The sequence below is a fragment of the Arthrobacter sp. ISL-95 genome (assembly GCF_018613695.1).
Classification (GTDB): domain Bacteria; phylum Actinomycetota; class Actinomycetes; order Actinomycetales; family Micrococcaceae; genus Arthrobacter.
In genome coordinates this window covers 616988-636504 of record NZ_JAGGPR010000003.1, presented here as the reverse complement: position 1 = coordinate 636504, position 19517 = coordinate 616988, and the positions used below count along the sequence as shown (strand labels likewise).

The 19517-nt window shown below is 61.9% G+C and carries 24 protein-coding genes; 15 read left to right on the top strand and 9 right to left on the bottom strand.

Annotated features, from left to right (window positions below; all coding sequences use genetic code 11):
• The first annotated feature begins 18 nt into the window (after nt 1-18).
• Nucleotides 19-1119 (top strand): D-TA family PLP-dependent enzyme, encoded by a 1101-nt coding sequence (locus J7I86_RS05350; protein WP_214816586.1) that lies wholly within the window; start codon nt 19-21, stop codon nt 1117-1119.
• On the opposite strand, the gene J7I86_RS05345 is transcribed toward J7I86_RS05350, so the two are convergent.
• Nucleotides 1052-2230, bottom strand: coding sequence for an MFS transporter (locus tag J7I86_RS05345; protein ID WP_214816584.1), 1179 nt, complete (start codon nt 2228-2230; stop codon nt 1052-1054). The two genes, J7I86_RS05350 and J7I86_RS05345, sit on opposite strands and share 68 nt — an antisense overlap.
• A 55-nt stretch (nt 2231-2285) precedes the next feature.
• Between J7I86_RS05345 and J7I86_RS05340 the strand changes: the two genes are divergently transcribed.
• Nucleotides 2286-2864, top strand: a complete 579-nt coding sequence (locus J7I86_RS05340) for a TetR/AcrR family transcriptional regulator (protein ID WP_214816581.1) — start codon at nt 2286-2288, stop codon at nt 2862-2864.
• Between the two features lie 52 nt (nt 2865-2916).
• Here J7I86_RS05340 and J7I86_RS05335 read toward each other — a convergent pair whose 3' ends face one another.
• Nucleotides 2917-3444, bottom strand: coding sequence for a flavin reductase family protein (locus J7I86_RS05335; RefSeq protein ID WP_214816578.1), 528 nt, complete (start codon nt 3442-3444; stop codon nt 2917-2919).
• A gap of 197 nt (nt 3445-3641) precedes the next feature.
• Here J7I86_RS05335 and J7I86_RS05330 point away from each other — a divergent pair, with 197 nt between their 5' ends.
• The 8 genes from J7I86_RS05330 (at nt 3642) to J7I86_RS05295 (ending at nt 9936) form a co-directional block, all read left to right on the top strand.
• Complete coding sequence (locus tag J7I86_RS05330) at nt 3642-3944, top strand: urease subunit gamma (RefSeq protein WP_211711008.1); 303 nt, start codon at nt 3642-3644, stop codon at nt 3942-3944.
• Between the two features lie 8 nt (nt 3945-3952).
• The gene (locus J7I86_RS05325; RefSeq protein ID WP_214816575.1) at nt 3953-4306 is read left to right on the top strand and encodes an urease subunit beta; all 354 of its coding nucleotides are present in this window, start codon (nt 3953-3955) and stop codon (nt 4304-4306) included.
• The gene (ureC, locus tag J7I86_RS05320) at nt 4303-6033 is read left to right on the top strand and encodes an urease subunit alpha (RefSeq protein ID WP_214816562.1); all 1731 of its coding nucleotides are present in this window, start codon (nt 4303-4305) and stop codon (nt 6031-6033) included. Before J7I86_RS05325 ends, ureC begins: the two co-directional genes overlap by 4 nt.
• A gap of 8 nt (nt 6034-6041) precedes the next feature.
• Nucleotides 6042-6515, top strand: coding sequence for an urease accessory protein UreE (ureE, locus tag J7I86_RS05315; protein WP_214816559.1), 474 nt, complete (start codon nt 6042-6044; stop codon nt 6513-6515).
• Between the two features lie 141 nt (nt 6516-6656).
• Nucleotides 6657-7328, top strand: coding sequence for an urease accessory protein UreF (locus tag J7I86_RS05310; protein ID WP_214816556.1), 672 nt, complete (start codon nt 6657-6659; stop codon nt 7326-7328).
• Between the two features lie 21 nt (nt 7329-7349).
• On the top strand, nt 7350-7967 hold the full coding sequence (gene ureG, locus J7I86_RS05305; RefSeq protein ID WP_214816553.1) for an urease accessory protein UreG: 618 nt from the start codon (nt 7350-7352) through the stop codon (nt 7965-7967).
• A 50-nt stretch (nt 7968-8017) separates the two neighbouring features.
• The gene (locus J7I86_RS05300) at nt 8018-8887 is read left to right on the top strand and encodes an urease accessory protein UreD (protein ID WP_214816539.1); all 870 of its coding nucleotides are present in this window, start codon (nt 8018-8020) and stop codon (nt 8885-8887) included.
• Nucleotides 8887-9936: a HoxN/HupN/NixA family nickel/cobalt transporter gene (locus J7I86_RS05295; RefSeq protein ID WP_214816525.1), complete on the top strand. Its 1050-nt coding sequence runs from the start codon at nt 8887-8889 to the stop codon at nt 9934-9936. Before J7I86_RS05300 ends, J7I86_RS05295 begins: the two co-directional genes overlap by 1 nt.
• Nucleotides 9937-9982: 46 nt before the next feature.
• On the opposite strand, the gene J7I86_RS05290 is transcribed toward J7I86_RS05295, so the two are convergent.
• Complete coding sequence (locus J7I86_RS05290) at nt 9983-10960, bottom strand: serine hydrolase (protein ID WP_214816522.1); 978 nt, start codon at nt 10958-10960, stop codon at nt 9983-9985.
• 149 nt (nt 10961-11109) lie between these two features.
• Between J7I86_RS05290 and J7I86_RS05285 the strand changes: the two genes are divergently transcribed.
• From J7I86_RS05285 to J7I86_RS05270, 4 genes are all read left to right on the top strand, one after another.
• Nucleotides 11110-11619 carry an RNA polymerase sigma factor gene (locus J7I86_RS05285; protein ID WP_214816519.1) on the top strand — a complete coding sequence of 170 codons (510 nt, stop codon included), beginning with the start codon at nt 11110-11112 and terminating at the stop codon, nt 11617-11619.
• A gap of 4 nt (nt 11620-11623) precedes the next feature.
• A complete protein-coding gene (locus tag J7I86_RS05280) occupies nt 11624-12670 on the top strand; it encodes a hypothetical protein (protein ID WP_214816516.1) in 1047 nt (348 codons plus the stop codon).
• Between the two features lie 218 nt (nt 12671-12888).
• Nucleotides 12889-13086: a hypothetical protein gene (locus tag J7I86_RS05275; protein WP_024819058.1), complete on the top strand. Its 198-nt coding sequence runs from the start codon at nt 12889-12891 to the stop codon at nt 13084-13086.
• Nucleotides 13083-13313, top strand: a complete 231-nt coding sequence (locus tag J7I86_RS05270) for a hypothetical protein (RefSeq protein ID WP_214816513.1) — start codon at nt 13083-13085, stop codon at nt 13311-13313. The genes J7I86_RS05275 and J7I86_RS05270 overlap by 4 nt, the downstream gene beginning before the upstream one ends.
• A gap of 74 nt (nt 13314-13387) precedes the next feature.
• Here the strand turns inward: J7I86_RS05270 and J7I86_RS05265 are convergent, their stop codons facing one another.
• The 5 genes from J7I86_RS05265 to J7I86_RS05245 are packed head-to-tail and all read right to left on the bottom strand — an operon-like array spanning nt 13388 to nt 18145.
• A complete protein-coding gene (locus tag J7I86_RS05265) occupies nt 13388-14410 on the bottom strand; it encodes a beta-propeller fold lactonase family protein (protein WP_214817017.1) in 1023 nt (340 codons plus the stop codon).
• 29 nt (nt 14411-14439) lie between these two features.
• Entirely contained in the window at nt 14440-15270 is an 831-nt protein-coding gene (locus tag J7I86_RS05260) for an aldo/keto reductase (protein ID WP_214816510.1), read from the bottom strand.
• Nucleotides 15267-16319 (bottom strand): SDR family oxidoreductase, encoded by a 1053-nt coding sequence (locus J7I86_RS05255; protein WP_309476668.1) that lies wholly within the window; start codon nt 16317-16319, stop codon nt 15267-15269. Before J7I86_RS05255 ends, J7I86_RS05260 begins: the two co-directional genes overlap by 4 nt.
• Nucleotides 16316-17287: an aldo/keto reductase gene (locus tag J7I86_RS05250; protein WP_214816495.1), complete on the bottom strand. Its 972-nt coding sequence runs from the start codon at nt 17285-17287 to the stop codon at nt 16316-16318. The genes J7I86_RS05255 and J7I86_RS05250 overlap by 4 nt, the downstream gene beginning before the upstream one ends.
• A 36-nt stretch (nt 17288-17323) precedes the next feature.
• A complete protein-coding gene (locus J7I86_RS05245; RefSeq protein WP_214816492.1) occupies nt 17324-18145 on the bottom strand; it encodes an aldo/keto reductase in 822 nt (273 codons plus the stop codon).
• A gap of 186 nt (nt 18146-18331) precedes the next feature.
• Between J7I86_RS05245 and J7I86_RS05240 the strand changes: the two genes are divergently transcribed.
• Nucleotides 18332-19213 (top strand): helix-turn-helix transcriptional regulator, encoded by an 882-nt coding sequence (locus tag J7I86_RS05240; RefSeq protein WP_214816476.1) that lies wholly within the window; start codon nt 18332-18334, stop codon nt 19211-19213.
• Nucleotides 19214-19295: 82 nt separating this feature from the next.
• On the opposite strand, the gene J7I86_RS05235 is transcribed toward J7I86_RS05240, so the two are convergent.
• Nucleotides 19296-19505 carry a dodecin gene (locus J7I86_RS05235; protein ID WP_214816446.1) on the bottom strand — a complete coding sequence of 70 codons (210 nt, stop codon included), beginning with the start codon at nt 19503-19505 and terminating at the stop codon, nt 19296-19298.
• Between the last annotated feature and the right edge of the window lie 12 nt (nt 19506-19517).

The window sequence follows — 19517 nt, the reverse complement described above, 5'->3', positions numbered from 1 at the left end:
GCCGATAGGATTTGAGGAATGAACGTGATCCCATCTGCAGTTATCACACCTGCCGTCATGATCGACGTCGATGTCCTGGACCGGAACGTCGGACGGATGGCGGCGAGCATGCGCGGGCGTGGGCTGGGGCTCCGTCCGCACGTGAAGACGCACAAGACGCTGGAAATTGCCCGCAAGCAACTCGCCGCGGGAGCCGTTGGCATCACTGTGGCTACGATCGGCGAGGCCGAGGTTTTCGCGGCGGACGGCGTGAGGGACATCTTCATCGCCTACCCGCTCTGGGTTGAAGCGCCGCACGCGGAACGGCTTCGCGCCTTGGCAGCACAGTGTCGCCTTGCCGTCGGTGTGGATTCGGTGGAAAGTGCGACGGCGATGGGCGGCCAACTCGGCGCGGATGCCGGAAGCGTTGAGGTACTGATTGAAGTGGACAGCGGCCATCACCGCAGCGGCGTTCTCCCGGACGAGGTGGTGAAGGTTGCGCGAGCTGCCGCCTCTGCCGGGTTGACGGTGGCGGGAGTCTTTACGTTCCCGGGGCACAGCTACAGGCCCGGAATGCCCACTGGAGCAGCGAGCAACGAGAACGAGGCACTGGGACTGGCCGCGACAGCGCTGACCGAGGCGGGTTTTGACGTGAAGACCATCAGCGGGGGATCAACGCCCACGGCCCTGCTCTCCGGTAAGTCTTTGGCAACCGAACTGCGCCCCGGCGTATACGTGTTCGGTGATGCCCAGCAACTGGAACTCGAGCGGTGCACGTGGGATGACATCGCGCTGACGGTCGCGGCCACCGTGGTCAGCAGGCACGAATCCCGCGGCGGGAACGTGCGCCGGGTTGTGGTGGACGCCGGCAGCAAGATCCTGGGCAGCGACCGCCCGGACTGGGCCACCGGATACGGACGGCTTCCTGAGTACCCCGAAGCCAAGGTGACTGCGCTGTCCGAGCACCACGCCACTGTTGTGTGGCCGGAATCCTCGGAACTGCCGCCCTTGGGTACGCGGCTCCGAGTCATCCCCAACCATGTATGCCTGACGATGAACCTGGTGGATGAGGTCACCGTTGTTCGTGCCGGGAAAGTGGTGGAGCAGTGGACCGTTGCGGCCCGGGGCCGGAACAACTAGCCAGCGGGATGAAACTGGAGAAAGCAATGCCAGCGGCTATGGCGAACGCAGCCGCCGGACTTGTAGCCCCCAAGAGAACACCCATGAGCAGTGATCCGGTGGCTTGTCCAAGGGCCAGGGTGATGAAAAGGGCGGCGGTACCGGCTGCGGCATGTTCGGGGAGCACGGAAATGACCCAGGCGATGAGGATACCGCTGAAGGCAACGTAGCTGGCACCGAACAGGGCGCCGCCGGCATAGACGGCAACAAGGCTGGAAGGCCATAGCCCTACAAGCAGCGTGGAAAGCCCCATGAGTGCTGCGGTGGTAGTCCCGCTGGTCCGCAACCCGAGCCTCGTGACCAAGTCGCCCGAGAATGCTCCTGCTATCCCGGCCGAACCAAGGCAGACCCAGAAAATGGTCGCTTCGGCATCGCTAATCCGGCCTTCGGCGGTGACGATCGATTTACTGAAGGTCCACACCGCTGCGCTGGCCACGCCGGCGAGCAGGGCAGCGGCAGCAGCCCAACGCAGCGGCAACAGGTTACTCAAACGAAATGTGCCTGGCTCTATTGAGGCCGACTCTGGTTGGCTTCGTTTGCTTTTGCCGAGTACCGCAATGGTTGCCGCCGCGTTGAGGCCAGCAATAATCCACCATGCGACGCGCCACTGGTCGGCGAGGACCAGCGCTAGGGGGCCGGCACATATAACCCCAAACCCGGTCCCTGAGTTAACTACTGCCTGCGCCCGAGACTCGGCTGCAGGGTCTAGATTCCGTTGGATCAAGGCGACCAAACCGGGCGAAGCAAATCCCGCGCCTGCACCTGCGACAAGAATGCATACGGCAAGAACCAGTGCGGAACCCGATAAGGCCACGCCGATACTACCGAGAGTTGCCAGCACTCCGGCGAGCAGGACGGTTACGCGTGGCGCCCTGGCCAAACGGTACGCACATGCCGCGGCGATGCAGTATGAGAAGAAGCTTGCGCTGGAGATGGCACCAGTCATTGCGGGACCCAGACTGATTGAACGCTCTATCGCGGGCACGAATAGACCAAAACCAAAACGGCTGAGGCCATAGGTGGCTGCAATAAGAGCTGTGGCTGCCACAACGAATCCAACGTGAGGGCGCATCTCTCCTCCAATGTAGAACGACTGTTATAGTAGAACAGACGTTATAGTTGTGGCTATGGAAACGCAATCCGGAAAACGATCGGCAAGGGATCGGCTCCTGGACGCAGCGGACGAGCTTTTCTCCCTGAACGGCATTACTCATACCGGGGTTGATGACGTCCTGGTCCGAGCCGAAGTCTCCGTTGCTACCCTCTACGCCAAGTTTGGAAGCAAGGATGGGCTGCTTCGGGCAAGTCTTGAACGACGTCTGGAGACATGGCAGGTGTATTGGGATGCGGCGATTGCCGCCGCGGAATCGGATGAGGACCGGTTGTTGGCGCTTTTTGACGCGCTGACGCTCTACCGCGACAATCAGCACAGTGCCCGTTGGTGTGCTTTCCTGTCCGCCGCCGTCGAAATCAACAGTCCAAGTCACTCCGCGGCCGACCTCATCAAGGCAGACACTGCCCTGCTCAACGATCGGCTCCTGCACCTCTCCGGTCAGATAGTCGGCGCGGGAGCGGGCAAACTGGCTGCTGCGATTTTGCTCATCTACAACGGAACCCTTGCCAGCCTGTTACGTGGCAGCCCCGTGGATCCCATACCCCTCGGCCGGGAAGTGGCCCGATCGACAGTCCGGGCCCAAACGAGCTAGTACAGGCGCGGGACGTCTGCACACAGGCCCGCGGTCATGCAGCGGCAGTCTTCTACCGGCCGCTCAGCGCCGGCACGCCTTCAAGCAGCGTGTGGAACTCCCGATCGTGGTAGACCAGCGGAGCCGAACCGGCCGGATTAGACCTGACCTCCAGAACCCTTGCTGCCAGCAACACAGAGCCGCCCAGCGGTGCCCGGTGGACGACTTCGCACCGCAACGCCCAGACGGCATCCCTGAGCAGGGGCTCTCCCGTGGGCAGTACCTCCCACTCCATGGAGTCCGTGAAGCGCGGGGCTGATGGGTCCGCGAAGGTCCGCGCAAGATCCAGCTGGTCAGCGCCGACCAGGTGGACCACGATTGTTTGCGCGGCAGCGATGTGTGAAGCCGAGCGGCCGCTGGTGACAGAAAACGCGAGCGTGGGTGGATCCACTGCCACCGATGCCACCGAGGACGCCGTCAGTCCTACTGCTCCGTCCGGCCCCACTGCGGTGATAATCGAGACTCCTGCCGGATGAGCGCGAAATGCGGCCCTGAAAAGTTCACCGACTGGTTCGGATGGCACGGGCTTGGGGTGGGTCATTAATGCACTTTCATGGGGCTGGTCAGGGACGGCGGCTTTGCGGGCGCACACCTCACTGATGCTAGAACCTCAACAATGGTTGAGGTCAATTCCTGAGAAACCGACCCCCGACTGAGACGATTTGGAAACGTAGCCGAAACTTCCGCTCCTTACGCTGAACACAATCTATCCAAGTGCACGGCGTCCAAGGAGTAACCATGCATCTTTTGCCCCGTGAGCAGGAGAAACTCATGATCGTGGTGGCCGCCGACCTCGCACGGCGCCGTCAAGGGCGGGGGCTCAAACTGAACTACCCCGAAGCCGTGGCGATCATCAGTTACGAGCTCATTGAAGGTGCCCGCGACGGTAGGACAGTGGCCCAACTCATGAGCTACGGAACCACCCTGCTCCGCCGCGAAGACGTGATGGAAGGCGTGCCGGAGATGATCCACGACGTCCAGATCGAAGCCACTTTCCCTGACGGCACCAAGCTCGTCACCGTCCACAACCCCATCCGCTAGGAGCTCCCATGATCCCCGGTGAATACAGGCTCCAGCCCGGATCCATCGCGTGCAACAGCGGCCGTGAGGCAACCGCCGTCGAGGTGGTGAACCGCGGCGACCGGCCCGTGCAGATCGGTTCGCACTATCATTTTGCCGAGGCCAACAGTGCCTTGGAATTCGACCGGGAAGCCGCCTACGGCCGACGCCTGGACATCCCCGCCGGCACGGCCGCGCGCTTCGAGCCAGGCGACCGGAGAACCGTCCAGTTGATCGAAATTGCCGGCGCGCGTGAAGTTTTCGGGCTCAGTAACGCTGTCAATGGAACGCTCGACGGCGGCACTCACCTCAGCGGGTCTGCTTCGGAAGGAGACGTCAAGTGAGCTTCGAAATTCCCCGCAAGCAGTACTCCGAACTGTACGGCCCCACCACCGGTGACGCCATCCGCCTGGCAGACACCGAGCTGTTCCTCGAAATCGAGAAGGACTACACGGTCTACGGCGAAGAAGTGGTGTTCGGCGGCGGCAAAGTGATCCGCGACGGCATGGGCCAGAACGGCCAACTTACTCGTTCGGAAGACATCCCGGACACCGTGATCACCAACGCGATTGTGCTCGACTACAGTGGCATCTACAAGGCTGACATTGCCTTAAAGGATGGCCACATCTTCAAGATCGGCAGGGCAGGCAACCCGCAGATCACCGACGGCGTGGACATCGTGATCGGCGCCAGCACGGAAATCATTGCCGGTGAACGCAAAATTCTCACCGCCGGTGGCGTCGATACCCACATCCACTTCATCTCCCCGGAACAGGTCCCCGCGGCCCTGTGCAACGGCATCACCACCATGGTGGGCGGCGGCACGGGCCCGGCCGAAGGAACCAAAGCCACCACCGTCACACCCGGCGCCTGGCACATCTCCCGGATGCTGCAGGCTGCCGAAGGGCTCCCCGTTAACATCGGCCTGTTCGGGAAAGGCCACGCATCCGCCGTCGAGCCCCTCGCCGAGCAGATCCGCGCCGGTGCCGTCGGACTCAAAGTCCATGAGGACTGGGGCTCCACAACCTCGTCCATCGACATGTCCCTGCGGGTTGCCGACGAATACGACGTCCAAGTGGCCATTCACACCGACACCCTCAACGAGTGCGGCTTTGTTGAAGACACCATTCGGGCGATCGACGGGCGCGTGATTCACACCTTCCACACCGAAGGCGCAGGCGGTGGCCACGCCCCGGACATCATCAAGATCGCGGGGCTGCCCAACGTGCTTCCGGCCTCCACCAACCCCACGCTGCCCTACACCAAGAACACCATCGAAGAGCACCTGGACATGCTCATGGTCTGCCACCATCTCAACCCGGACATCCCGGAAGACGTGGCCTTCGCAGACTCGCGCATCCGTGCCGAAACCATCGCAGCCGAAGACGTCCTGCACGACCTCGGCATCTTCGCCATCACCTCCTCCGACTCCCAAGCCATGGGCCGCGTGGGCGAAGTAGTCACCCGCACCTGGCAGGTTGCCGACGCCATGAAACGGCAACGCGGTGTCCTCCACGATCCCTCCGGCGCCACGCACGGATCCGCAGAATCCGACAATTTCCGGCTCAAACGCTACGTCGCCAAATACACCATCAACGCCGCCATAGCCCAAGGCATGGCCAACGTCATCGGCTCCGTGGAGGAAGGCAAATTCGCGGACCTCGTGCTCTGGGACCCCGCGTTCTTCGGCGTAAAACCCGAGCTCGTCATCAAAGGCGGCCAGATCGCCTACGCCCTCATGGGAGACGCCAACGCTTCCATCCCCACACCGCAACCACGCACCATGCGGCCCATGTTCGCCACGTACGGCAAAGCACTGCAGCAAACGTCCATCACGTTCCTGTCCAAAGCAGCCATCGACGCCGGAGTGCCCGCCGAACTCGGCCTCGAACGCATCATCAAACCCGTCAGCGGCATCCGCAACCTCACCAAAGCGGACCTCAAATACAACGGCGAAACCCCGGACATCGCCGTCGACCCCGAAAGCTACAAGGTTACGGTCGACGGCGTTGAAGTCACCTCCCAGCCCTCCGACGTGCTGCCCATGGCCCAGCGCTACTTCCTCTTCTAGGAGCCACTGTGATCATCGAAAAAATCCTGGGCAACCTCCACGAACAACCCAACGACTATGCCGGCCGCCACAAGGAAAAAGTAGTCCTGCCCAGCGCAATGCTCGTCAAACGCATCCAACGCGTCACCACCGACCACGGCAAAGAACTCGGCATCCGCCTCCCCACCGGAACCGGCGACCTCCGCGACGGCGACATCCTGGCCGTTGACGACCACAACGTCATCATCATCTCCGTGCTCCCCACCGACGTCCTGGTGATAGGGCCGCGAACCATCCACGAAATGGGGGTCGTGGCACATTCGCTCGGCAACCGGCATTTGCAGGCACAATTCTTTGACGCATCATCTGAATACGGGGCCGACGTCATGGTTTGTCAGTATGACCACACGGTCGAAGATTATCTGAAGAGCGTCGGCGTCCCCTACGACAGGCAAGAGCGGGTCATGCCGGTGCCATTCCGCCATGCCGGGCATTCGCACTGAAGCTGTGCTGCGCGTCAGGTTGGGTGCGCGCGCTCGCGCTCCGCTGGGAAGGGGGCCGTGCCCGCTCCGCGATGCCCGCCACGCCGCGGCCCCCTTCCCAGCTCCGCACCAACGCGCAGTCCTCACCTCCGGCAGTGCGCTTTGAGCGCCGAATATCAGCTTGCTCTTCAACAGTTGACCGACTCTGCGTTGCCTACGGGGGCGTTTGCTCATTCTTTGGGGTTTGAGAGCTACATCGAGCGTGAGCTTGTGGGTGATGAGGGGTCTTTCGGCAGTTGGCTTCATGCCTTCATTGCCCAGCAACTGACCTATTCGGATGGGTTGGCCGTTCGCTTTCTTTACGAGGGGGTGGAATTGGGGTTTTTGGACTCTGTTCTTTCTGCGCAGTTGTTGGCTCGGGAGGTTCGGGAGGCTTCACTCAAAATGGGTGGGCGGTTGTTGGAGATCGGCGGGGAAGTGTTTCCGTCGGCGGAGTTGGAGGCCTATCGGGGGCTTGTTCGTGCGGGGTTGGCTGGGGGGCATCAGCCTTTGGCTTTTGGGGTGATCGCGCGGTCATTAGGCGTTCCTTTTGAGGCGGCGCTCTCTGCGTATCTATTCGCCACCCTGACTTCGCTGACCCAGAACGCCGTGCGGGCCATTCCGCTCGGGCAGAATGCCGGGCAGCGGGTACTTCGGCAAGCACACGACGCCGTTGCTGCCGCCGTCGACGATGTAGCACAGCTGTGCTGGGACGACTTCGGGGCCGTCAGCCCAGGCCTCGAGATTTCACAAATGCGGCACGAACGGCAACGCGCCCGCATGTTCATGAGCTAGCTAGTGCAAAGGACAGAAAACATGACAGAACCCATCAAAATCGGCATCGGCGGACCCGTCGGAGCAGGCAAAACCCAACTCGTGGAACGCATCACCCGGCACATGAGCGGAAGCATCTCCATGGCCGCCATCACCAACGACATCTACACGATCGAAGACGCAAAAATCCTCGCCGCCAACGGCATCCTCCCCGAAAACCGCATCATCGGCGTCGAAACCGGCGGCTGCCCCCACACCGCCATCCGCGAAGACACCTCCATGAACACCGCGGCCATTGAAGAACTCAAAACCAGGCACCCCGACCTCCAAGTCATCTTTGTCGAATCCGGAGGAGACAACCTCTCTGCCACCTTCAGCCCCGAACTCGTCGACTTCTCCATCTACATCATCGATGTCGCCCAAGGCGAAAAAATCCCCCGCAAAGCCGGCCAAGGCATGATCAAATCCGACCTCTTCATCATCAACAAAACCGACCTCGCACCTCACGTCGGAGCGGACCTCGCCATCATGGAGAGGGATTCCAGGGAGTTCCGCGGCAACAAACCGTTCTGCTTCACGAACCTCAAAACCGACGAAGGTTTGGATGCCGTCCTCAACTGGATCCGGCGCGACGTCCTAATGCTCGACTTGGCGCAATGAGGACGGCCGTCACCGCTTCGACGGGGATAAGGGGCCCTGGAGCGGGGCCAATGCCCAACTCCACGTTGGCTTCCTCGGAAGGGGAGGTGCGGGGGCGGCTTGAGCTGGGCATTAGTGTGCGCGGGGGGCGGTCTGTTGGTTCGCGGCAGTTTCACGAGGGCGCGTTGAGGGTGCTCAGGCCGCACTACTTGGATGCGAGCGGGCAGGTTTGTTATGTCATGGTAAATCCGGGCGGGGCGTATCTCGGGGCTGACCTGTTTGTTATAGACGTTGAGGTTGAGGCGGGGGCGGATCTGTTGTTGACCACGCAGTCGGCCACCAAGGTGTATCGGACTCCGGGGTCGTTTGCTGAGCAGCGGATGACCATCAAACTGGGGGAGGGCTCGCGGTTGGAGCTGATGCCCGACCAATTGATTGCGTACCGCGAGGCGAGCTACCAGCAGAATTCCCGAATAAGGCTCCACCCGACGTCGAGCCTCGTCATGGCTGAGGTGATCACACCGGGGTGGTCCCCGGACGGCGCGGTGTTCAAGTACCTAGAGGTGCGGCTGCGGAACGAGATCTGGATAGAGGGTACCAACGGCGCAAAACTGTTGGCGCTGGACAACCTTCTGATCCGACCGCCTGCCAACAACGTGACCGGGATGGGGTTCATGGAGGGCTTCAGTCACCTGGGATCGGTGGTGGTGGTGGACCCGCGAGTGGATCAGAGTCTTGCTGACGAGCTGGACCAGATAGCCAAGGACTTTAACGCCTATACCGGAGTGTCTTTAACGGGGACTCTTGCCGGGAGCCCGGGGCTTGTGCTGCGATCGTTGTCCAACAGCACTGAGGAGCTCAACAATTTGCTGGGTGCCTGCACCGGCGTCCTGCGGGAACGTTGGTATGGGCAGGCGCCCTTGAACCTGAGGAAGTACTGATGACTGCGCTGACCGAGTTCGCCACCATGTACCGGGACCGGGAATCGTTGTCCCTGCGGACCCGGCTGCTGTTCACGTTCGGTGCCGTGACCGCTTTGCACCTTGCCGCCGTCGTACTGTTGCTTGTTGGGACAAGCGGTGGGGCGCAGCCGCTGGCCTTGGGGCTGGTGATCACCGCCTACATGGCCGGAATTAAGCACAGTTACGACTGGGATCACATCGCCGCGATCGATAACTCCACCCGCAAATTCGTGGCACAGCACAAGGATCCTGTGAGCGTCGGCTTTGCCTTCAGTTTGGGCCACAGCTCCGTGGTGATTCTGGCCGGGCTGCTGGTGGTGGCGGGTGCCACGCTGATTGGGCAGTTCATGGAGGATGGGACCACCGGCAACAAGGTCCTGGGCCTGATCGGCAGCGGAGTGTCCGGGCTGTTCCTGCTGGCCATGGGCTTGTTCAACGGCTCGGCGTTCGTTCGTGCCACACACGCCTACCGGAACGTGCGGGCCGGCGGGGAAGTGCGTCCGGAAGACCTTGAAGCGAAAGGCTTTGTTGCCCGGCTGCTCGCCAAACCGCTAAGGAAGGTGGACCGGCCGCGGAACATCTACGTGATCGGTTTCCTGTTCGGGCTTGGATTCGATACCGCCACCACCATTGGGCTGCTGGTCATCACCACGACGGCGTCACTCGCCGGTGTTTCCCCGCTCGCCTTAATGGCGTTGCCACTTGCGTTCACCGCCGCCATGACCCTGTGCGATTCCGTTAATGGCGTGGCCATGATGAAGATGTACAGATCGGCCATCCAAAACCCCAAGCGCAAACTCGGCTTCAACGCCGTCATCACCGGAATCTCGGCGGTCTCGGCGTTGTTCATCGCCGTGATCACGCTGGGGAGCTTCGTGAATTCCGCATTTGAACTCGAGGACCCACTGACCCTGTGGCTGGGCAGCATCGACCTCGGCGACGCCGGCCTGATCCTGGTGGCTCTGTTCGTGATCGTCTGGGCCGTATCAGCGTGGCGTGGCCGCTCAGCCCATCTGAGTCGCAGTTGAGCGCGTTTAGAAGCCTCAAAACGCGCTCAACTGCTACCTACTTGGGTTAGGAAACCGCCACTGCGTTGAAGAGTTGGTTCGTGTCCACGCCATACTCCGGGGCATCCAGCACGTTGGTGAGGAACACGACGCAGCGGTCCTGCTCCGGGAGCATCCACCACTCCGTTCCGGACCAGCCCGGGTGCCCGTAGATACCCTGCGCGAACAGCTCTGACTCGTTGGCCGGCATCTGGAATCCCAGCCCGGTGTGGCGGATCGGCTCGGGTCGGGTAGTGATGTGCGAAACTCCGTTGGTCCGGGGGCGGCGCATGGCGGCAAGCGTCGCGGGCCGGACGGCTTTTCCGGAATTCCGCAGGAGCTCGGAACCCAGGTTGAGGAGGTCCGTGGCCGTGCCGAACAGCCCCGCACCCGGGTGCCTGTTCTTATACATGGCTTGGACATCAAGGCCTGCGACGTCGGTGCCGTGGACGGTGTGCGGGTTGGACTCCGTGTTGAACGTGAGGCCGTGAGCCCCGGTGTCGGCTGCCAGGGCAAGTAGCTGGTCTTCGAAGGGAGCCCCGCCGGACCACTCGGCCATTGCCGCCGCACCTTCAAAAGCAATGTTGCAGTACTGGACCAGGGAGCCGGCGTAGAAGGCTTGCCCCGCCGAGGTCAGGGCCTCACGGAGGGGAGTGCCGTCGTCGAGCGCTGGATCGGCGATCCCTGAGCGGTGGCTGAGCAGCTGCTCAAGGGTCACGGTGTCTGTGCGGCCGGCACCAAAGCCCGGGAGTGCGTCAGCGAGCGAGGCTCCCAAGGAGAGTTTCCCCCGTTCAACCTGCCGCATCACCGTGAGGGCGCTGATCGGTTTGGTAACTGAGAACAGCGCAAAGTGGTCATCCGTGGCTGCCTGCCTGCCGGCGTCGGACCCGAACGCCACAATGTCCTCAATGCCGTGGCTCGTCGCGATGCCCAGCACCGCAACCGGCACCCGGTTGAGCTCTACCTGCTTGCGGGCCCAGTCTGCAGCGGGTCCTGTTTCCACCATGTTTGTTTCACGCCTTCGCTCGGGGTCTTTACGTCGAATCTATCGCGTGCCGTAAAGAAACTTCCCCACCCTGTGTAACCCTGGCCGCCCGGCCGGAAACTATACAAGTATCCTGCAGTTCAGGGCTCTAATTATCAGGGGGAACAATCGTGCTTTCAGAGCGCGAATTGGCGTTCATCGCCATTCACAAAGACAGCTACCCATCCGTTTTCAAGTTCGTCTGCAGACGTGTTGAATCAGCGGACGTAGCTGAGGAGATCGCGGCCGACGTCTACCGCATCGTCTGGCAAAAATGGACCGACGATTCCCGCCCGGACCTTCCGTACCTCCTGACGGTTGCAAGGAATCTGGTGGGAAATGCGTACCGAAGCCGCGACAGGCGCCTGGCGCTGCAGGAAAAGCTGCGGACGACGGCGGTCCAGCGGTTTGGTGACGACTCCGAGAACGTGGCGGTACAGGATGCGATGGAACGTCTGCGGGAGAAGGACCGCGACATCCTTCAAATGGCGTACTGGGACGGTTTAGGGACCGCTGATATTGCCAAGGTGCTGCAATGCAGCGAATCGGCGGCCAAAGTCCGCCTTCACCGGGCCCGTGCGGCATTCCGGAAACATCTGCCTTCAGGGGCCGAATCGACTACACACAAGATGGGGGTCTGAAGACATGGATCCGATCAAGAACCAGATATCAGCGATTGACCCGCTCACTATCGATCCAGTGGCGGAACCCAACGGCGAAGAAGCGCTCCACAAAATCCTGTCCGGCACCACGGTGTTCAGCGACAGTCGCCCGCTCGCGGCAGTGACGTCCCTGGAACAGCGGAGGCGCCGCAAAGCACAAGTCGCCGGAGGATTGTTGTTGGGAGCTGCGGCTGTCACGGCAGGCATCCTCGTTGCCTCGAGCTTCGAGACGATCAGCTCCAATCCAATGCCCGCGGTGACAATCCCAACCTCCACTCCCACGCCAACCGTTTCTGTCACTCCAACGCCCACTCCGACGCCGTCGGTCACCCCGACGGCAACGCCCACAGTGGCCGCACCGGTTACCACCCCGCCCGTGGTTCCTACAGTGCCGGCGGTGGCGCCAACACTTGCTCCAACGCAGCCGCCGGTTCCGGTGGCGACGTCACAGACGTTCACCTTCCCGGACGGGCATTTGTCCTTCACCTATCCGGTGGGCTGGAGTATCCGGGCGGAACAAGGGCCATTCGATCCGCCCGGGACTGCAGAAGCCTCGCGCATTGTGACTGTCTTCGACGCGACTGGGGCAGAGGTAGCCCGCGTGTTCAATGGATACTACGCGGATGGTACGGCAGGTACTGTAGACCGAACCATCCTCGACAGGGCTGTGGTTCCCGGTGTTCGGGATAATTCGGGTGAGTTGGTGGAATTCGGTTTCTCTTCCGACCAGGCGCAGTACATTCCCTACGACGGGCCCCCCTATGAGGGAATGCCCTCACCCCGATCGGGACCTGTCGAAGGTCCTCCGACGTACATCATGGATGTGCGAACCACCTCGCAGCTCCAGGCGGGAGTCAGCTCCTCCGGGACCAACCAGGTCCGCGTTCCCAACGGAATCATGAGCGCCTACGTGATGTTTGATATCAACAAAAACCCTGCATTTGCTACCCCGGAAGCAGCCAAGGCCTGGATGGGCAGCACGCAGTACGCCCAGCTGAAGTCCATGCTCCTGAGCCTGAGCTACAAGTAGTCCCCTCTGAGTAACAGCAAACGTCGCTCTGACACTTCAGAACGACGTTTGCTGTTACCTACCTGGGTTTGCCCACTGTTGTCTTGCATAGCCACATCGTTGAACGCTATGCAACTGTCCATAACCAATCGGGTAGGACTTGAATAGGGTTGAAGAGATCTGCTTCACACAGCGCCCTGATCCATCAAGTCCGATCTACCCAAGGATGAGTTTCAACGATGAAGAGCATCGCCCTCCTGCGCGAACGAGCCACCCGCGTCATGCCTACGGGTTCCCACTGCCCGGCGTCGGGCCTGTGGAGCCCGGACACCGATCCTGATGCCGTCCAGGTTTTCGCCGAAGGCCATGTCCTGCCGGCCCACGAGGGTGTGCCCACCGTCTGGCGGCGCCGCACTGCCGCTGAAGTGTCGGCATGACCAGCACCATCCTGAACCGGCCCGCCGACTACCGCCATGTACCGGCCGCGGAGTGGACCGAACTGAGCGCAGGAGATCCGGTGTGGATCTACGACGTCGCATGGGGCGCTGGCACTGGCCGCGTTGATGACGTTTCCAAGCACCAGGAACTGCTCTGGGTAATCCTGGAACCTACGGGCCGCCGACTGATCTGCGGAACGGACGACGTCGAGGTCTGGACCGCCTAAAAAGACTCGCCGAGGTGGCATCTGATACCAATGTCTGAGCGGATCATACGTATTAAATGCCACCTCGGCGGTAGTTAGACGGCGGAAACCAGCATGCTGGGTGAGCCTGTCTCCACCCGGCTCACAGGACCGTCCGGAAGCCCGGTTGCCGGGTCCAGTTTGAAGCTCACGACGTCGTCCGAGCCTTCGTTGGCGACGTACAGCCAGCCTTCGCGGACCAGGTGATGGCGCGGCCACTCGCCGCCGCACGGCACCTCGGCCACGGGCTCCAGCCCAGCCCCGCCGTTGGTCACCTTCAGCACACAAATGCGGTTGGAACCGCGTACGCCCACATACGCGAAACGGCCGTCCGGCGACAACGCAATTTCCGCTCCGGCGTCGCCGTCGTTAGCGCCGGTGGCACTCGCCGGAACCACGGTTGCCAGCTCATAGGTGCCGTCCGGTTCCATCCGAACCGCTGCTACTTCCACCGAGTATTCGGTGTCTACAAAGACAGTTCCGCTGTGATGGCGGGCCATGTGCCGCGGCCCGGAACCCTTCGGCAGGATCACCTGATGAGCGGGCTGCAGGCCTTCACCCGGCGTGTACTGCCACACCCGCACCAGGTCGTGCCCCAGGTCCGTGGTCATGACGCGGCCGTCCGGCAGCAGGAGGCTGGAGTGCGCGCGGCTGGGCCGCTGCTCGTCCGTGGACGTTGCAGTGTGGGGGTCGACGGCGGCTGCCGCACTGGTGCGCGAGGTGATGGCGCCGTCGTCGTCCAGTTCGTAAAGGATGACCTGACCGTCGCCCCAACAAGTGGCCACTATGAAGAGTCCCTGAGGATCGGCCGCCACGTGGCAAGTCGCTTCGCCGGCCGGCCAGGGATCACCGAAGGTCTCCAACTCAGCGTCGCCCGTCCGGCGATACGCCCGCACGGTTTTGCCTTCCTCGGCGACGGCGTAGACCACCGGGAGCGTCGGGTGCAGTGCAAGGAACGACGGTGAGTTGGCGGTGATCGCCAAGCCGCGGGACGCCAGCTGGCCGTCGTCGCCGGCTGAGAGGGCCGCGATGCCCTCGCCCTTCCCGTTCCTGTCTGCCGTGTAAGAACCAACCCACATCAGTGTTGCCGTTTCCTGTGTTCCCATGGTCAGTGCCCCTGTACGTCCGAGTCCACACCGGCGTCCGGACCGGCGTCGAGCGTTTGCAGTCTGGTGAGGTCGTCGTGGTCCAGTTCGAAATCGAAAATATCCAGATTCTCCTTCATGCGTTGCGGATTCGCGGTTTTGGGTATGGCCACCAAGCCCTGCTGAACGTGCCAACGCAGCACGATCTGCCCCGGCGTTTTCCCGTACTTCCCGCCAACAGCTTCCAGTACAGGAGCATTCAAGAGGTCGCTGCTGGCACCCAACGGACTGTAGGACTCAGTGATGATGCCGTGCGACTCGTTGAAAGCCCGGGCAGCAGGCCGCGGGATGGACGGGCTGACCTGGATCTGATTGACCGCGGGCACCACGTCCGTTTCGCGGAAAAGTTTGTCCAGGTGGGCAGGTTTGAAATTGGAGACCCCGATTGAGCGCGCCTTGCCCGAGGCCTGCAGTTCCTCAAAGGTCTTCCACGTGGACACAAACTCACCGCGGCGGGGGAGCGGCCAGTGGATCAGCAGCAGGTCAATGTATTCCAGCCCCAAACGTTCCAAACAGCCCTCCAGTCCGGCAACGGCCTTATCTGAGCCTTGGAATTCACCGTCCAGTTTGGTGGTGATGAAGAGCTCCTCGCGATTCACCCCGCAAGAACGGATGCCGTTGCCCACGCCCTTCTCATTGCCGTACTTCTTTGCAGTGTCCACGTGCCGGTAACCATGCGACACCGCCTCCACCACGGCATCGGCAACCTGGGCATCATTCAACGGCCAGGTACCAAGTCCCAGTTGTGGGATCTTGTTGCCATCGTTGAGTTCAATGAGCGGGGCAAATGTCATGCGCGCACATTCCTTTCGTAAAGCCGATCGCATAGCTCCATATAGTCCTCGTGAACCACCTGGAGCTCAGGATGCTGATCATGCCATGCCACGATCTCCCGCGCACCGTCCGCGAACGGAATCGTGGCCCTGTAATCAGGGACGAGCGCCTTGATTTTGGAGTTATCGAACACCACGGAATGCGAGCGGTCGCCCAGCAGGTTGGGGCCGAGCTCAGGGCTGTGGGCTGCGATGGTCTTCGAAGAAACGTGGAACAGTTCCGGCTCGTCCACTCCGGCCGCCCGCGCGAACAGCCGGTAGATCTGGTTCCAAGGCAGGAACTCGTCCGAGGTGATGGTGTAGCTCTCACCAACAGCCTGAGGCCTGCCCAGAAGAGCGACAAAGGCCTTGGCAAAGTCCCGGCTGTGAGTCAGCGTCCACAACGAGGTCCCGTCACCATGCACCATGATGGGCATTCCTGCCCGCATCCGGTGAATGTCCGTCCACCCGCCCACCATCGCGATCTTGGTCCGATCGTAGGTATGGGAAGGCCGTATCACGGTCAACGGGAAGTCCAACTCACGGTAAGCCTCGAACAACAACTCCTCGCAGGCAATCTTGTCCCGCGAGTACTGCCAGAACGGGTTCTTCAGCGGTGTCGATTCCCGGATAGGGAGTGTTGTGGGCGGCTTCTGGTACGCCGACGCTGAACTGATGAAGACGTACTGACCCGTCCGCCCGCGGAACAATTCCAAGCCGGCCCGCGCCTGATCCGGGGTGTAAGAGATAAAGTCCGCAACGGCGTCGAACTCTCTTCCTTGAAGTACCTCACGCACGGCGGCAGCGTCCCGGACGTCCGCGTGGAGGACCTCCGCACCCGCGGGAACCGGCCTGCCGGCTGACCGTCCCCTGTTGAGAATGGTCAGCCGGTGGCCCAGTGCGACGGCGCGTTCTGCCGCAGCCGAACTGATGACTCCCGTCCCGCCGATGAACAGGATGTTTCGCGGTGCGACCGTGTCCGCCGCCAACCCGAGGGGGTCAGGGAGAACGCTGTGGGGGAGGGTGCTCACCAGGCGTAATCCTCGGGCGCGGTGCGGTGGCCCGGGAAGATGTCATCCAGCCGCTTGAGGGCGTCCTCGTCCAACGCGACGTCCAGGGCGCGGATCGCCGCATCAAGCTGGTCCTGGGTTCGGGGACCAACGATCGGAGCCGTCACGGCCGGCTGATGAAGCAACCAAGCCAGCGCTACATCTCCCGGTGCATGACCCAGTTCGTCCGCAAAATCCTCGTACCGGCGGATCTGCTCCTCATGCTTTTTGAGGGTCTCCAGCGCCCTGCCCTCAGTGCGGCGAACGCCCTGCTCTTCCTTCTTCAGCACCCCGCCAAGCAACCCACCCTGAAGCGGAGACCAAGGGATCAAGCCCAAGCCATAGTTCTGCGCGGCCGGAATGACTTCAAGCTCAACTTCACGCCGGAACAGGTTGTAGATGGACTGCTCGCTCACAAGGCCCGTGTAGTTCCGCCTCCGGGCGGCTTCCTGCGCTTGCGCAATGTGCCAACCGGCAAAGTTGCTGCTGCCGGAGTAGAGGATCTTCCCCTGCTGGACGCCAACCTCGACTGCCTGCCAAATCTCATCCCACGGCGTATCCCGATCGATGTGGTGGAACTGGTAGATGTCAATGTAGTCCGTCTGCAGCCGCTTCAGGCTCGCATCCAGTGCCCGGCGGATATTGAGTGCCGATAACTTGGACTCGTTGGGACGGTCCGTCATGGTGCCGTACAACTTGGTGGCAAGAACAGTGCGTTCGCGGCGCTCGCCGCCCTTCGCGAACCAGCGGCCGATGATTTCCTCCGTCCAGCCGCGGTGTTCCACACCGCCGTATACATTGGCGGTGTCGAAGAAGTTGATGCCCGAATCCAGTGCTGAGTCCATGATCGAGTGGGCTGTTGCTTCGTCCGTCTGCGGACCGAAGTTCATGGTGCCCAGGCAGAGACGTGAAACTTTCAGGCCGGAACGGCCCAGATGGGTGTACTGCATGGTGTTGGGTCCTTTATTTGTCTTGTTCGCGGGGGTCTACAGCTGGGTGAAAGCCGCGACGGCGGGATCGGAGCCGATGCGGGCGCCCGCCTCCAGTGCCGTAATGGCTGCCAGCTCTGATTCGGTGAGAGTCAGGTCCGCTGCGCCGAAGTTCTCGCGCATCCTCTTGGAGTCCGCGGACTTGGGGATCACGATGGTCCCCTGGGCGAGGTGCCAAGCCAGGATCACCTGTGCAGGAGAAGTTCCGTGGGCAGCGGCCACCAGGGCCACCTGCTCGGCGTTCAGGTCCTTGCCCTGGCCCAGCGGGCTGTATGCCTCCACGGCGATGCTGAGGTCCCGGCACTTGTTGGCCAGCTCGCCCTGCTGGTATGTGGGGTGGACTTCGATCTGGTTGACGGCCGGAACCACCTCGGCCTCTTTGAGTAGTGTGTCCACGTGCTCGGAGAGGAAGTTGGAAATGCCGATGGCCCGTATCTGCTTGTCCTGGTACAGCTTCTCCATCTCCTTCCATGCCTGCGTGTAGAGACCCTGTGAGGGGACGGGCCAGTGGATCAGGTACAGGTCAATGACCTCAAGGCCCAAGGCATCGCGGCTGCGTTGGAAGGCGTCGTAAGCCTCGCCCTGCTCGCCGTTGCGGAGCTTGGTGGTGATGAAAAGTTCCTCCCGGGGAATACCGGAGGCGGCCACAGCTGCGCCGACGCCAGCCTCGTTACGGTAGGCAGCCGCGGTGTCGATGTGGCGGTAGCCGGCTTCCAAAGCGTCTTCCACTACCTTCTGCGTTTCCTCGGCAGGTACTTGGAAAACACCGAATCCAAGCTGGGGAATGGTGACGCCGTTGTTCAATGTCAGCTCTGGCATGACGGTCTCCTTCGACGGGGTGGTTATGGCGGTGACACTCCAGAAAGCGTTTTCGGAGGCTCTGTACCGAGCCTATTCACTTTTGGCGTCAGAGTCAGCAATCCAACCTGATCCTGTTTTTCCTAGGTCTGGTAGTCCTACCCACAATGGTGGCCTTTCACACGCTGCGAACGGCAGAATGGACCAATGGGTCAAAGCGCCGAGTTCGGTAAATTCCTCAAAGTCATGCGTGCCCGCCTCTCACCCGAGGACGCCGGAGCACAAGAGTCCAGCAGTGCCCGCAGGGTGCCCGGACTCCGCCGCGAAGAGGTTGCCCGGCTTTCCGGAGTCAGCACCGACTACTACACGCGCCTGGAGCAAGGCCGCAACATCCACCCGTCCAAGGCGGTCCTGGACTCCGTGGCCCGCGCGCTGCGCCTGGACGCGGGGGAGCAGGCACACATGATGGACCTGTTGGAGCACTGCGCAAGTTCCGCCGGCAACCCCGGCCCGGTTCAAAAAGTAAGGCCCGCACTCCGGCAGTTGCTGGACGCCGTAGGTGATGTTCCGGCCATGGTGTTGGGGCGGCGTGCGGACGTGCTGGCCGGAAACCGGATGGCCCACTTACTGTTCACCGACTTCTCATCGCTTTCCGCCCCGGAGCGGAACCTGACACGCTGGATCATCCTGGACCCCTTGGCCGGTGCGCTGTTCAGGGACTGGAAGACCGTGGCCGCTGAAGCTGTGGGTGCCCTGCGCATGGACGTGGGCCGGCACCCCAATGATCCCCAAACCAATCAACTGGTGGGAGAGCTCGCCGTGCATAGCGAGCATTTCCGGCAGTGGTGGGCGGGCCATAGGGTGGCGTCCAGATCTGCGGGCACGGTCCGGCTGCACCACCCGATTGTGGGCGACCTGGAACTGAACTTTGAAACTCTAAGTCTCCCGGACGACCCCGACCAGATGCTGCGGATCTATTCCGCGAAGGCCGGCTCGCCGTCGTCGGACGCTTTGACATTGCTGAACTTTGGCGACGTGGGCGCCAAGCCCGTCAACGCACCCGAACCCGCCCGGCGAGATGGCACTTAATGACAATCCGAAGCTCCGGAAACTGTCATCAACTGCCATCTCGCGGGGTGGGCAAAGGGGTGATCAGCGCACTGGGGTGATCTCAGCGCTCCAGTCGGAAACCGAGCTTGATGGTGACCTGCCAGTCGGCAATTGCGCCGTCCTCGAGGTGGCCGCGGATTTCCTTGACCTCAAACCAGTCCAGGTTCCGCAGGGTTTCGGAGGCCGTTGCGATGCCGTTCTTGATCGCGTCGTCAACGCCTTCGGTGGAAGTTCCTACAATTTCGGAAACGCTATATGTGTGGCCAGACATGGTGCTCCTCAT

Bases quoted from the DNA above. Each gene is read 5' to 3' on its own strand.
- J7I86_RS05350 (WP_214816586.1), top strand. From the start codon at position 19: ATGAACGTGATCCCATCTGCAGTTATCACACCTGCCGTCATGATCGAC.
- J7I86_RS05295 (WP_214816525.1), top strand. From the start codon at position 8,887: ATGACTGCGCTGACCGAGTTCGCCACCATGTACCGGGACCGGGAATCG.
- J7I86_RS05250 (WP_214816495.1), bottom strand. From the start codon at position 17,287: ATGCAGTACACCCATCTGGGCCGTTCCGGCCTGAAAGTTTCACGTCTC.
- J7I86_RS05270 (WP_214816513.1), top strand. From the start codon at position 13,083: ATGACCAGCACCATCCTGAACCGGCCCGCCGACTACCGCCATGTACCG.
- J7I86_RS05240 (WP_214816476.1), top strand. From the start codon at position 18,332: ATGGGTCAAAGCGCCGAGTTCGGTAAATTCCTCAAAGTCATGCGTGCC.
- J7I86_RS05345 (WP_214816584.1), bottom strand. From the start codon at position 2,230: ATGCGCCCTCACGTTGGATTCGTTGTGGCAGCCACAGCTCTTATTGCA.
- J7I86_RS05340 (WP_214816581.1), top strand. From the start codon at position 2,286: ATGGAAACGCAATCCGGAAAACGATCGGCAAGGGATCGGCTCCTGGAC.
- J7I86_RS05260 (WP_214816510.1), bottom strand. From the start codon at position 15,270: ATGACATTTGCCCCGCTCATTGAACTCAACGATGGCAACAAGATCCCA.
- J7I86_RS05275 (WP_024819058.1), top strand. From the start codon at position 12,889: ATGAAGAGCATCGCCCTCCTGCGCGAACGAGCCACCCGCGTCATGCCT.
- ureG (WP_214816553.1), top strand. From the start codon at position 7,350: ATGACAGAACCCATCAAAATCGGCATCGGCGGACCCGTCGGAGCAGGC.
- J7I86_RS05290 (WP_214816522.1), bottom strand. From the start codon at position 10,960: ATGGTGGAAACAGGACCCGCTGCAGACTGGGCCCGCAAGCAGGTAGAG.
- J7I86_RS05280 (WP_214816516.1), top strand. From the start codon at position 11,624: ATGGATCCGATCAAGAACCAGATATCAGCGATTGACCCGCTCACTATC.
- J7I86_RS05335 (WP_214816578.1), bottom strand. From the start codon at position 3,444: ATGACCCACCCCAAGCCCGTGCCATCCGAACCAGTCGGTGAACTTTTC.
- J7I86_RS05245 (WP_214816492.1), bottom strand. From the start codon at position 18,145: ATGCCAGAGCTGACATTGAACAACGGCGTCACCATTCCCCAGCTTGGA.
- J7I86_RS05265 (WP_214817017.1), bottom strand. From the start codon at position 14,410: ATGTGGGTTGGTTCTTACACGGCAGACAGGAACGGGAAGGGCGAGGGC.
- J7I86_RS05300 (WP_214816539.1), top strand. From the start codon at position 8,018: ATGCCCAACTCCACGTTGGCTTCCTCGGAAGGGGAGGTGCGGGGGCGG.
- J7I86_RS05325 (WP_214816575.1), top strand. From the start codon at position 3,953: ATGATCCCCGGTGAATACAGGCTCCAGCCCGGATCCATCGCGTGCAAC.
- J7I86_RS05235 (WP_214816446.1), bottom strand. From the start codon at position 19,505: ATGTCTGGCCACACATATAGCGTTTCCGAAATTGTAGGAACTTCCACC.
- J7I86_RS05330 (WP_211711008.1), top strand. From the start codon at position 3,642: ATGCATCTTTTGCCCCGTGAGCAGGAGAAACTCATGATCGTGGTGGCC.